Here is an 11,673-nt window from a genome sequence, read left to right as displayed (position 1 = left end):
TCGGGGACACAGCCCGTTGAGTCGCGGAAGGGTGCACACGCACACTCTCCCTTGCGCCTTTGTGCCCGAACAAGCCGGAAGGTCCGCCGCGACGAACCTCACCCCGCACCGCCGCCCAGCACGGGGCGGCAGAATGCTGCCATGAGCCCGCTGCTGAGCCGTAAGCCCCGCAGGAACCCCGCCGACGGCGTCGTCACGCTGATCGGCAAGCCCGGCTGTCACCTCTGCGACGAGGCGCGCACCGTGATCGCTGCCGTCTGTGAGGACCTCGGCGCGAGCTGGGAGGAGAAGGACATCACCCAGGACCCGGAGCTCCACCGGAAGTACTGGGAGCAGATCCCGGTCGTGCTCGTGGACGGTGAGCAGCACGACTTCTGGCGGGTGGACCCGCAGCGCCTGCGGAAGGCACTGGGCGGCTGAACCGATGGCCCCACCGAAGTACCGGGGGACGGCCGCGCGGGTCGGGGACGCGCGGGGGCGTACACCGGGGGGACGCCCCGGCGGGTTCAGGGCGCATCGCCGGGTAACAGGTGCGCCGCGCGAAGTTCACGTGCCTGAATCCTGCTGACTCGGGATTGACCGAACAAACTGGCTATGCTCACGTCATGTCCGTCTCGCCGTCCGACCACCACTCCGGTTGGAGTCCCTTCGGGACATCCCCTCGATGGGGGTGGCTCACCCCCCGCAGGCGCTCCGCCACCGCACGCAGCGTGCTGGCAGGCGAGGCCGCCGCCGAGGCAGCGCGCAAGACATCTCGAGAACTCGAGGGGGAGGGCCCCGAGACCGCCGCGGAGCCCGAGTTCCCCGTCGCCGGCGACTCCCTCGCCGCCGCCTTCTTCGACCTCGACAACACCGTCATGCAGGGCGCAGCGCTGTTCCACTTCGGGCGAGGTCTGTACAAGCGCAAGTTCTTCCAAAAGCACGAGCTGGCCCGCTTCGCCTGGCAGCAGATGTGGTTCCGGCTCGCCGGCGTCGAGGACCCGGCCCATATGGAGGAGGCCCGCGACAGCGCGCTCTCCATCGTCAAGGGCCACCGCGTCTCCGAGTTGATGGAGATCGGCGAGGAGATCTACGACGAGTACATGGCCGAGCGGATCTGGCCCGGCACGCGCGCACTGGCCCAGGCCCACCTCGACGCGGGCCAGAAGGTCTGGCTCGTCACCGCCGCACCGGTGGAGACCGCGACGATCATCGCCCGCCGCCTCGGCCTGACCGGCGCGCTCGGCACGGTCGCCGAGTCCGTGGACGGCATCTACACCGGCAAGCTCGTGGGCGAGCCGCTGCACGGCCCGGCGAAGGCGGAAGCCGTACGGGCGCTGGCCGCGGCCGAGGACCTGGACCTGTCCCGCTGCGCCGCGTACAGCGACTCGGCCAACGACATCCCGATGCTGTCGATCGTCGGCCATCCGTACGCGATCAACCCGGACACCCGGCTGCGCAAGTACGCCCGCGAGCGCGGCTGGCGGCTGCGCGACTACCGGACGGGCCGTAAGGCGGCGAAGGTCGGCCTCCCGGCCGCTGCAGGGGTCGGCGCGCTGGCCGGCGGCGCCGCGGCGGCGGTCGCCCTGCAGCGCCGCCGCCGCTAGGCCCTGCCGGCCGATCACGAACGGCCCCGTCCCCAGCCCCGGCACGGCAGTCCCGCAGTGGCGCTCCAGGGCCCCTACCGCCTGGCGGGCGCGCGGCGTCACGCACTGTCACCGTGCCCGCCGCTGCGCAGCCGCCGCGACACGCCGTGGCCGACGGATCCGAACACCGCGCCGCGGCACGCGACCAATCCGGCTCCCTTACCCACGCTCGCGTCCCGCCAGTCCCGATATCGCCGCAGAGACACAAGATGACCGGCAATCAGCCACTCGGCGCGGAATTCTGATCAGAATCCATCCGGAACTTGATATCCATTCGGTCACTAATCCGCAACAGAGCGTTCCGAACCGGCGATTTGGGCAACCCGGTGTAGCGCTGCCTGTACGAAGCGTTATTCTCCTCAGACGCATGCCGGTACCCACACGTCCCTACGACGGGTGAACGGTCCCGTACTGCACGTGATGGAAGCTCTGCCTCTGGGAGTCCCGTGTACCCACACGTCGGGGTTGACGCCTCGGGCCTGGCTACGCTCCGCGCAACGGTCGCCGACCATCTGCGCGGCTTCGTCCCCACCGCGTACGCCGTCCCCGCCCTCGCCGCGCCTGTCGCCGTCGCCGGCCCTGCCGGCCCTGCCTATGCCCTGGCCGAGAGCACCGCCGCGGTCGGCAGACGAGCACGCGGTGGCGGCGCCACCACGGCCCGCCGTCCCGCCGCCGACAGCGACAGCCGTCGCATGATGGACCTCGTCGAGCGCGCCCAAGCCGGCGAGGCCGAGGCCTTCGGCCGACTGTACGACCAGTACGCCGACACGGTGTACCGCTACATCTACTATCGCGTCGGCGGCCGAGCCACGGCCGAGGACCTCACCAGCGAGACGTTCCTGCGCGCGCTGCGCCGCATCGGCACGTTCACCTGGCAGGGCCGCGACTTCGGTGCCTGGCTGGTGACGATCGCCCGTAACCTCGTCGCCGATCACTTCAAGTCCAGCCGTTTCCGCCTCGAGGTCACGACGGGCGAGATGCTGGACGCGAACGAGGTCGAGCGCAGCCCGGAGGACTCCGTCCTCGAGTCCCTGTCCAACGCCGCGCTCCTGGAGGCGGTTCGCAAGCTCAATCCCCAGCAGCAGGAGTGCGTGACGTTGCGTTTCCTCCAGGGACTCTCGGTCGCCGAGACAGCGCGGGTGATGGGGAAGAACGAAGGCGCGATCAAGACACTCCAGTACCGGGCCGTCCGCACGCTCGCCCGGCTCCTCCCCGACGACGCCCGTTGACGGCGACTGCCGGCGTCTGTCACGGGCGACGGCGCGCCGACATCACATCGACACCTCACGATGCCCAACAGAATGTTTCTGCAGTCTGATCATCATCCCTCCGTAACCCGACTGCCGCGTCGGTCGTTGTCCGGGTTGCAGGCTCTCTGTGGTCGCCTCCTGATCGCTTCCTTTCACTCGTTCGAGTGGTCGCGCTCAAGGTGTGCAACCTTCGCCACGGACAAGGGAGTCGCATGTGACGACGAGAGGAGGTGCCGCCCGTGATCGCGAACGTATCGGCGCACCGGCGGGCGAACGCCTTCGCCCAGGTCCTGGAGGAGCAGGCCCCCCGGGACCGGACGGCCGAGCAGTCCGCCGCTTCCCCAGCTGCCACAGCTCCCGCAGCTTCGGCAGCTTCCGCGGCGGACGAGCAAGGAACGTTGCTGACCCTGGCAGGCGCGCTCGGCGAGCTGCCGAAGCCGGAGCTGGACCCTGACGTCAAGGTCGTGCAACGGGCCCAGCTGGTCGCGGCCATGGAGGCGATGGTCGCCGACGGCGCCGGGGCGGAGGGACCGGCGCCCGCGCAGCGTGTCCGCAAGGGCGCCCACCGGGCCGGATCCCTGCGGAAGCTCCGGCCGCGGAGCCGCTGGAGCAAAGGCCTCGCGGCGGGCGGACTCACCGTCGGTGTGGCGGCCGGGGCGTTCAGCGGTGTCGCAGCGGCCAGCTCCGAGGCGCTGCCCGGTGACTCGCTGTACGGGCTGAAGCGCGGCATGGAGGATCTGAAGCTGGGCCTCGCGGAGGACGATTCCGACCGCGGCGAGCTCTACCTCGGCCAGGCGTCGACCCGGATGCAGGAAGCCCGCAGGCTGATGGAGCGCGGCCGGACCGGCGAGCTCGACCACGCCTCGCTCGGCGAGATCCGCAGGGCACTCTCCGGTATGCATCACGACGCGGCCGAGGGCCATCGCCTCCTCTCGGCGGCCTTCGCGCGCGACGGCTCGCTGGGCCCCATCCAGGCGCTGGACTCCTTCTCGACCTCGCACCGCGACAGTTGGCGGGAGCTGCGCGGCCGACTGCCTGTGCAACTCATCGATGTGAGCGACCAGGTGACATCGATCTTCGCTGCCATAGACCAGGAGGTCGGCCCGCTCAAGTCGCTGCTGCCGCCGGCTCCTGGCGGAGACGGCCGCCCTCGGGGCAGCGCTGGCAGCTCCTCCGGTCCGAGCGGTTCGCAGGGCACGTCCGGGCGGCCCGCTCCGTCGTCGAGTACGTCGTCCGACCGGCGTGCGGGATCGGACGGCAAGCCGCGGCCGGCCACGTCACAGTCCACGAGCGAGGGACTCATCGGCGGTACCGGCGACCTGCTCAACCCGCCGAGGGGCGAAAGCTCGATGCCGCCCCGCGGGGACGACGGGCAGAGTGGCAAGCCGCCCAAACCGGATGTCACGCTCCCGCCGCTGCTCCCCGGTCTGCTCCCGGGCCTCGGCATCGACGGAGAGGACGACCGTTAGCCGCGGCGCGTCCCGCAGCTTCCCCCGACGGCGCTCGGCATTCAGCTGCACGGAATGCCGAGCGCCGTCGCGCGCAGCCGGAGACACGGAGAGAAGACCGGATCAGGGCTGGAGACAACCGCAACAAAATCGCCGGGGAAACGGTCAGAAGAACACGGATCGGCGCTGCACCAGCAGCTTGTAGAGCGTGTGCTGAATCGTTTCCCGCACCTGGTCGGTCAGGTTGAACATGAGCATCGGGTCTTCCGCCGCCTCCAGCGGATATCCATCGGTCGGGATCGGCTCACCGAACTGGATGGTCCACTTCGTGGGCAGCGGCACGGCGCCGAGCGGCCCCAGCCAGGGGAAGGTCGGTGTGATCGGGAAGTACGGGAAGCCGAGCAGCCGTGCGACCGTCCTCGCGTTCCCGATCATCGGGTAGATCTCCTCGGCGCCGACGATCGAGCACGGCACGATCGGCGTCCCGGCGCGCAGCGCTGTGGAGACGAATCCGCCCCGCCCGAAACGCTGCAGCTTGTAGCGCTCGGAGAAGGGCTTCCCGATGCCCTTGAAGCCCTCCGGCATCACGCCGACCACTTCGCCCCGCTCCAGCAGCCGTTGGGCGTCCTCGGCACACGCCAGGGTGTGACCGGCCTTGCGCGCAAGCTCGTTGACGACCGGGAGCATGAAGACGAGGTCGGCGGCGAGCAGTCGCAGATGGCGGCCTGCCGGGTGGTTGTCGTGCACGGCGACCTGGAGCATCAGGCCATCCAGGGGCAGGGTGCCGGAGTGGTTGGCGACGATCAGGGCGCCTCCGGTGTCCGGGATGTTCTCGATCCCCTTCACCTCGACCCGGAAGTACTTGTCGTAGACCGGGCGCAGCAGGGACATCAGCACCTGGTCCGTGAGCTCCTGGTCGTAGCCGAAGTCGTCGACCTCGTACTCCCCGGTGACCCGGCGGCGCAGGAACGCCAGGCCGTGAGCGAGCTTCCGCTCCCAGCCTCCGCCCGTCCCTTCCCCGGCGGGCGCCGAGTCCGCCGCATCCGCCCCCTGCGGCTCGTCGTCCGGAGGAGTAGCCGACTGTTCCGGTACGGGGGCGAGCGAGCCCGGCCTTCGCCCGTTCACCTTCGTCTTGGGCTTGGTCGTCTTGCCCCGCCGCGACCTCGGTTCGTCACCGAAGGGGATGACCTTGGCATCAGCCATATCAGGTGCGCTCCTCACTGCGGGTGGCGGACGCGAGGTCCGCGAGCCGGTCGACGGTACGGGCGAGGGTTTCCGGCGGCAGCAGGCCCGGCCCACGGCTGCGGGCGAAGTCCGCGAACGTCTCCGCGGTCGTGTACCGGGGACTGAACCCCAGGGTCTCGCGCATCTGGGTCGTCTCCACGACCCGACCGTGGGTGAGCAGCCGGATCTGCTCGGGCGAGAAGTCCGTCATACCGACCGAGCGCAGCGCCGTCCCCGCCCAGGTGACGGCGGGCAGCAGCACGGGCACGGTGGGGCGCCCAAGCCTCCGGGCGGTCTGCGAGAGCAGCAGTACGCCATCGCCCGCGATGTTGAAGGTGCCGCTGTTGAGCGTGCCGCGCCGTGGCTCGAGGGAGGCGATCCGCAGCACCTCCATCACATCGTCCTCGTGCACGAACTGCAGCCGCGGGTCGTAGCCGAAGACGGTGGGGAGGACCGGCAGGGAGAAGTAGTCGACGAGCGGGGACTCGGCGCACGGGCCGAGGATATGAGCGAAGCGCAGCACGCAGACGGCCACATCGGGGCGCCGGCGGGCGAAGCCCCGTACGTACCCCTCGACCTCGACGGCGTCCTTGGCGAAGCCGCCGCTGGGCAGGGACTTGGGCGGGGTGGTCTCGGTGAAGACGGCGGGGTCGCGCGGCGCGGAACCGTACACGCTGGTGCTGGACTTGACCACGAGCCGCTGGACGGCGGGCGCCTTCTGGCAGGCACCGAGCAGCTGCATGGTGCCGATGACGTTGGTCTCCTTGACCGCGCTGCGGCTGCCGCGGGTGCCCAGCGGGGTTCCCGTGACATCCATGTGAACAACGGTGTCCACGGCGTGCTCGGCGAGGACCTTGCCGATCGTCGGCTGGCGGATGTCCGCCTGGACGAAGTCGGCACCGCCCAGGTGGTGCTCGGGTGGTACGGCGTCCACGCCGATCACCCGGTCGACCTCCGGGTCCCGCTGGATCCGCCGCACGAAACGGCCTCCGAGCTGCCGGGCGACACCGGTGACGAGCACGACTTTGCCCAAGATCAGAGCCTTCCTTCCACACCGCGGCCCGCACCGGGATGCACTCCGGTATCGGTCACCGTATCCGGTGCATGTTGCGCTGTGATGACCCCGGGATGCATACAGCTTTTTTCAGCCGGTCGCCGCACACGAGATGCGGTATACGGCGCCACCGCGTATGACGACACCGCCCTCCCGCCGTGCGTACAGCGGGAGGGCGGCGGAGTGTCTCCCCCGGCGCTCAGGCTCAGGGATCCAGCAATCGCCTACTTCTTGTTGCGACGCTGAACGCGGGTGCGCTTCAGCAGCTTGCGGTGCTTCTTCTTCGCCATCCGCTTGCGCCGCTTCTTGATGACAGAGCCCACGACTACCCTCGCTCACGTTCGATCCTCACCTCTCGCACGCCTCGTGCAAGAGGGGCACATGGTGCGGGGCGTCCGAGCCCACACGACCTACGTCGGCCCAGACTACCGGGCGCCGAGTGCCGAACGTAATCCGAGGGTCGTCGTCAGGCGCTCTCCACCCCCACGTACGACTCGCGGAGATAGTCGTGGACCGCCTGTTCCGGAACCCGGAAGGACCGCCCCACCCTGATCGCAGGCAGATGACCGCTGTGCACCAAGCGGTACACGGTCATCTTGGATACGCGCATCACTGTGGCAACCTCCGCCACAGTCAGGAACACGACCTCGTTCAGAGGCCTCTCATCGGCAGCAGCCATGACACACCTGAACCTTCCGCACATGACAGGTACCGGCTTCCCCTCCGGTGACCCTTTCGTCCTGTGCGCTCCTCCCCAGATTAGGGGCGTGTGATGCAAGTGGGGAAGAGGAGCAGCCAACGGATGCCTAATGTGACAGACACGCTCGATTGAGTACATAGCGCGTGAGCGGTCCGTAGTAGTCGGAGCGCACAGCGTCATCGATCGGGATGGCCACTGACACCCGCCCCTCGGCCTCCCCCACGAACATCGCCGGGTCGTCCGTGTCACCGAGGCCGATGGCCTCGATCCCCAGCTGACCTGCACCGCAGACCCATCCGTGGTCGCCGATGACCAGCGCGGGGAGCGCGGCGCGAGCATCCGCCGCGGCGTCGAGCGCGGTGCGGACCGGGAGCGGCGAGTGGGTGTGTGCGCCGGTTTCACCGGGTGTGCCCTGCGCGCCGGGTTTCCGCAACAACGCGACTCCTCGCGCGTAGTCGAGCTGGAATGTACGTACGCCGAACCGGGTTGTTATGTCGACACATCGACCATGCGCGGGGGTGAGGACAGGACACCCTGCCGCCGAGAGCGCCGCGGCCAACGAGGCGTAGAAGCCGAGGAGCCGGTGGGGGTGGCCGGTGCCCAGCAGCACCGGAGCGCGGGAGGCGGCAGCGGCGGCGAGACGCCCGGCGAAGGCGTCCAGCGCAGCCACCGTCCGATTGGGATCGATCACATCGGAGCCGGAAACGTGCTCGGGATCGTTCGAGACACCGCATCGCTCGGCCATCAGCCGTAAGACATCGGACTCTCGCCATGCCCACTCGGGTTCGAGGCCGAGCAGAACCCGCGGATCCCGGGCGGCGAAGAGCCGGTAGCTGCGCAGGCTCGTCTCACGGGGAGTGGCCACGGGCCCCGCCAATCGAGCCGCCAACAGATGCGCTCGCAGCGCGCCAGCACTCAACACGCCCACGATGCTGACCCAAGCCCCGCCTCCCCGGCCGGTGAACGCCGATACGCCCCACGGTCGGCGTAATCCCGCGTAACCTCCGAGCCGCGTCTCCGCCCGACGGACCGCCCCAGACCTGGTTCGGGAAGTGAGCGGTTCGAGAAGGGAAGGGCGGGTGGGGAAGGACTGCCCGGCGCCGCGGGCGGCAGTTACGGCAGCAGGCCGTGGGCCGGGAAGACCGCCGTCCGCGTGGCCCGGATCGCCTGGTCCAGGCGATCCGCGGGGTCGTACCCCGACTCCTCCCAGTCCCGCCACGCCACCCGGCGCCCATCCGTCATCCGTACCGGCGCCAACTGCCGCGCCCGGGCGTACACCTGATGCCGCCAGTCCTCCGGCACCTCGGACTCCGGCGGAATCGGCCGCCCGGCAGCGATCCCGACCAGGTGCGTCCACGCCCGCGGCACCACGTCCACGACCGCGTAGCCGCCCCCGCCCAGGGCCACCCACCGCCCCTCCGCATGCTCATGAGCCAGCCTGTGGCACGCCTCCGCCACCATCCGCTGCGCGTCCAGGCTGACCGCCAGGTGCGCCAGCGGGTCCTCGAAGTGCGTATCCGCTCCGTGCTGCGTCACCAGAACCTGCGGGCGGAAAGCCTCCAGGAGCTCCGGGACCACCGCGTGGAACGCCCTCAGCCAGCCCGCGTCCCCCGTCCCGGCCGGCAGCGCCACATTCACGGCGCCACCCGCCGCATCGGGCCCGCCCGTCTCCTCCGGCCAGCCGGTCTGCGGGAACAACGTCCGCGGATGCTCATGGATCGAAATCGTCAGCACCCGCGGGTCGTCCCAGAACGCGGCCTGCACGCCGTCCCCGTGGTGGACGTCCACGTCCACGTACGCGATCCGCTCCGCGCCCAGCTCCAGCAGGCGGGCCACCGCCAGCGAGGCATCGTTGTAGATGCAGAAACCCGCCGCACTGCCCGGCATCGCATGGTGCAGCCCGCCCGAGAAGTTCACCGCGTGCCGCGCCTCCCCCCGCCACACCGTCTCCGCCGCACCCACCGACTGCCCAGCGATCAGCGCCGATGCCTCGTGCATCCCCGCGAACGCCGGATCGTCCTCGGTGCCCAGCCCGTACGAGCCGTCGGCGGACTTCGGGTCGGCCGACACCCGGCGCACCGCCTCGACGTAGTCCGCCCGGTGCACCAGCCGCAGCGTGGACTCCCCCGCGGACTTCGCGGACACCACGTCCAGCTCTCGGTCCAGCCCGAACGCCTCCACCAGGCGCATGGTCAGTGCGAGCCGCACCGGGTCCATAGGATGCCCGGGCCCGAAGTCATAGCCCGTTACTGCCTCGTCCCACATCAGCTGTGCGCGGCCGCTCATGGTCGCCACCGTATCGGGTTGCTTCAGTTCCGAACGATCGGGCGTACAGGAGTGTCACCAGCACCAGCACCATCGGCACGAGCATGGCCCCGCGGTAGTTCCACGCATCCCCCAGCGCGCCGACCATGGGCGAGCCGACGAGGAAGCCGACGTAATTGAAGATGTTGAGGCGCGCCACAGCGGCGTCCGACGCACCCGGGCCGTAGCTCTCCGAGGCCTGCCGGCCGGCCGCCGCGAAAGTCTGCGGGACGATCACGCACAGCCCGAAGCCCAGGAACGTGAAACCGAGCATGCCCACCCAGGCGCCGGGCGCCGCGGCGACCACCGCGAACCCCGCGGCGGCGAGCAGCGTCCCCGCGCGCACCACCGCGACGGCCCCGAAGCGCCGTACGCCAAGATCCCCGACCGTCCGCCCGAGCAGCGTGGTCACCATGTAGACGTTGTACGGGACCGTGGCCAGCTGCTCGGAGCTGCCGAGCACATCCTGCAGGTACTTCGCGCTCCAGTTGGCCACCGTCGAGTCACCGATGTACGCACAGGTCATCACCAGGCACAGCGGGATGAGGGGCTTCATGGAGAAGGGCGCGGACGCGGGCAGGGCAGAAGCGTGGCCGGGCAGAGCGGCCGCCTCGGGCCCGGCATCCCGCCCACCCTGCCGGTCGAGGTAGAACCGACTCGCCGCGAGGGCCGCGGGCACAAGGACGGCCGCCACGGCCCCGTACAGCAAGGCGAGCGACAGCTCCCAGTGGGCACCCGCCCAGGCGAGCGACGCACCGGCGATCCCTCCGAGGCTGTACGCGGCGTGGAAGCCGAGCATGATGCTGCGCCCATAGGCCTGCTGAAGACTGACGCCCAGCATGTTCATGCTCGCGTCGAGCCCGCCGACGGAGAGCCCGAACACTGCCAGCGCGGCCGCCAGATGCCACAGTTCGTCGCCCCCGGCCACCCCGAGAAGAGCCAGGGATACGACCGGCTGGATCCAGCGCAGGACGACGCTCGGACGTATGCTCCGGACCAGGCGTTCGCTCAGGACGCTGCCCACTCCGGCGAGCACCGGGACGGCGGCCAGGAAGAGTGGCAACAGCGCGTTCGATACGCCGTAATGGTCCTGGATCCCCGGGATCCGGGTCACGAGCAGGGCAAAGAGCACGCCCTGCACGAAGAAGCTGACCGCCAACGAGAGCCTGCCGTGCCGCAGTGCTGGGTCCATGGTCGAGGAGCGTACGGGTCGGCGCTACCGCTGGGTAGGTAGATCACATCAGGAGTTCCGGCAGCCGGCCCATGTCCGCGAACAGAGCCGTGGCCGAACTCAGCCTGGCGGGCGGTGTCATGGCGGTGAAACCGTACACGTCCATTCCGGCGGCCCGGGCGGCCTGCACACCGAGCGGGCTGTCCTCGACGACCGCACATCGGTCGGCCGAGACACCCATGGACGCGGCGGCGTGCAGAAAGAGATCGGGCGCCGGCTTGCCGCGCCCGACATCCTGAGCACTGAAGATCGCACCGTCGTTGAAGCGCTCGTACAGACCGGTCGTGCGGAGCGCGATGCGGATGCGCTCGTGGCTTCCGGAGGAGGCGACGCAATGCGGCACTCCGTCGGCGGAGAGCTTCTCCAGTACGTCGACGACTCCTGCGACGGGCTCGAGTTCGCGACGGAAGGCGGTGAAGACCCTGGCGTGGAAGGTGTCGTCGAAGTCGTCGGGCAGCGGCTCCCCGCTGCGCTCCATCACCAGGTCATGGATGCGGTGGACAGCTGCCCCCATGTAGTCCCGGATCGACTCCTCGTAGGTGGTGGGATGGCCCAACTCCGTGAGGTATTCGGCGAGTATCCGGTTCGAGAGCGGCTCGCTGTCCACGAGGACGCCGTCATTGTCGAAGATCACCAGGTCGTAGCGCACGACCTGCAGCCTAGACGCAGCACGCGTGCAACACCGCAGTCCCCTGCAGCCCCCTGCAGAGAAATGCCGCAACCCCCGGGCGGGGCCCGGGGGTTGCGGATCAAAGATTGTCCGGCGGTGTCCTACTCTCCCACAGGGTCCCCCCTGCAGTACCATCGGCGCTGAAAGGCTTAGCTTCCGGGTTCGGA

12 protein-coding genes and 1 rRNA gene are annotated in these 11,673 nt (G+C 69.8%); 4 read left to right on the top strand and 9 right to left on the bottom strand.

Annotated elements, in window-relative coordinates; translation table 11 throughout:
* The first annotated feature begins 141 nt into the window (after nt 1–141).
* The 4 genes from ACTWQI_RS23045 (at nt 142) to ACTWQI_RS23030 (ending at nt 4,344) form a co-directional block, all read left to right on the top strand.
* A complete protein-coding gene (locus ACTWQI_RS23045) occupies nt 142–420 on the top strand; it encodes a glutaredoxin family protein (RefSeq protein WP_443273322.1) in 279 nt (92 codons plus the stop codon).
* 185 nt (nt 421–605) lie between these two features.
* A complete protein-coding gene (locus tag ACTWQI_RS23040; protein WP_443273321.1) occupies nt 606–1,586 on the top strand; it encodes an HAD family hydrolase in 981 nt (326 codons plus the stop codon).
* A 485-nt stretch (nt 1,587–2,071) separates the two neighbouring features.
* On the top strand, nt 2,072–2,854 hold the full coding sequence (locus ACTWQI_RS23035) for an ECF subfamily RNA polymerase sigma factor, BldN family (RefSeq protein WP_443273320.1): 783 nt from the start codon (nt 2,072–2,074) through the stop codon (nt 2,852–2,854).
* Nucleotides 2,855–3,114: 260 nt separating this feature from the next.
* On the top strand, nt 3,115–4,344 hold the full coding sequence (locus ACTWQI_RS23030) for a DUF5667 domain-containing protein (RefSeq protein ID WP_443273319.1): 1,230 nt from the start codon (nt 3,115–3,117) through the stop codon (nt 4,342–4,344).
* Between the two features lie 144 nt (nt 4,345–4,488).
* Here ACTWQI_RS23030 and ACTWQI_RS23025 read toward each other — a convergent pair whose 3' ends face one another.
* The 9 genes from ACTWQI_RS23025 to rrf form a co-directional block, all read right to left on the bottom strand.
* Nucleotides 4,489–5,526 (bottom strand): lysophospholipid acyltransferase family protein, encoded by a 1,038-nt coding sequence (locus tag ACTWQI_RS23025; protein ID WP_443273318.1) that lies wholly within the window; start codon nt 5,524–5,526, stop codon nt 4,489–4,491.
* 1 nt (nt 5,527) lies between these two features.
* The gene (locus ACTWQI_RS23020; RefSeq protein ID WP_443273316.1) at nt 5,528–6,580 is read right to left on the bottom strand and encodes an NAD-dependent epimerase/dehydratase family protein; all 1,053 of its coding nucleotides are present in this window, start codon (nt 6,578–6,580) and stop codon (nt 5,528–5,530) included.
* Between the two features lie 245 nt (nt 6,581–6,825).
* Nucleotides 6,826–6,924: a 30S ribosomal protein bS22 gene (locus ACTWQI_RS23015; RefSeq protein ID WP_003948845.1), complete on the bottom strand. Its 99-nt coding sequence runs from the start codon at nt 6,922–6,924 to the stop codon at nt 6,826–6,828.
* Between the two features lie 143 nt (nt 6,925–7,067).
* Entirely contained in the window at nt 7,068–7,280 is a 213-nt protein-coding gene (locus ACTWQI_RS23010; RefSeq protein ID WP_443273314.1) for a helix-turn-helix domain-containing protein, read from the bottom strand.
* Between the two features lie 127 nt (nt 7,281–7,407).
* Nucleotides 7,408–8,223, bottom strand: coding sequence for a phosphatase (locus ACTWQI_RS23005; protein WP_443273312.1), 816 nt, complete (start codon nt 8,221–8,223; stop codon nt 7,408–7,410).
* Between the two features lie 191 nt (nt 8,224–8,414).
* The gene (locus ACTWQI_RS23000) at nt 8,415–9,587 is read right to left on the bottom strand and encodes an acetoin utilization protein AcuC (RefSeq protein ID WP_443273310.1); all 1,173 of its coding nucleotides are present in this window, start codon (nt 9,585–9,587) and stop codon (nt 8,415–8,417) included.
* Nucleotides 9,538–10,797, bottom strand: coding sequence for an MFS transporter (locus ACTWQI_RS22995; protein ID WP_443273308.1), 1,260 nt, complete (start codon nt 10,795–10,797; stop codon nt 9,538–9,540). Before ACTWQI_RS22995 ends, ACTWQI_RS23000 begins: the two co-directional genes overlap by 50 nt.
* Before the next feature lie 43 nt (nt 10,798–10,840).
* Nucleotides 10,841–11,485: an HAD family hydrolase gene (locus ACTWQI_RS22990; RefSeq protein WP_443273307.1), complete on the bottom strand. Its 645-nt coding sequence runs from the start codon at nt 11,483–11,485 to the stop codon at nt 10,841–10,843.
* Between the two features lie 109 nt (nt 11,486–11,594).
* Nucleotides 11,595–11,673: ribosomal RNA gene (gene rrf, locus ACTWQI_RS22985) — 5S ribosomal RNA — on the bottom strand; the annotation flags it as partial.

Source organism: Streptomyces sp. KR80, assembly GCF_052245555.1.
In the GTDB taxonomy this organism is placed as follows: Bacteria; Actinomycetota; Actinomycetes; order Streptomycetales; family Streptomycetaceae; genus Streptomyces.
Note: the sequence above shows the minus strand (reverse complement) of the source record. Positions and strands in the feature narration are given on the sequence as shown.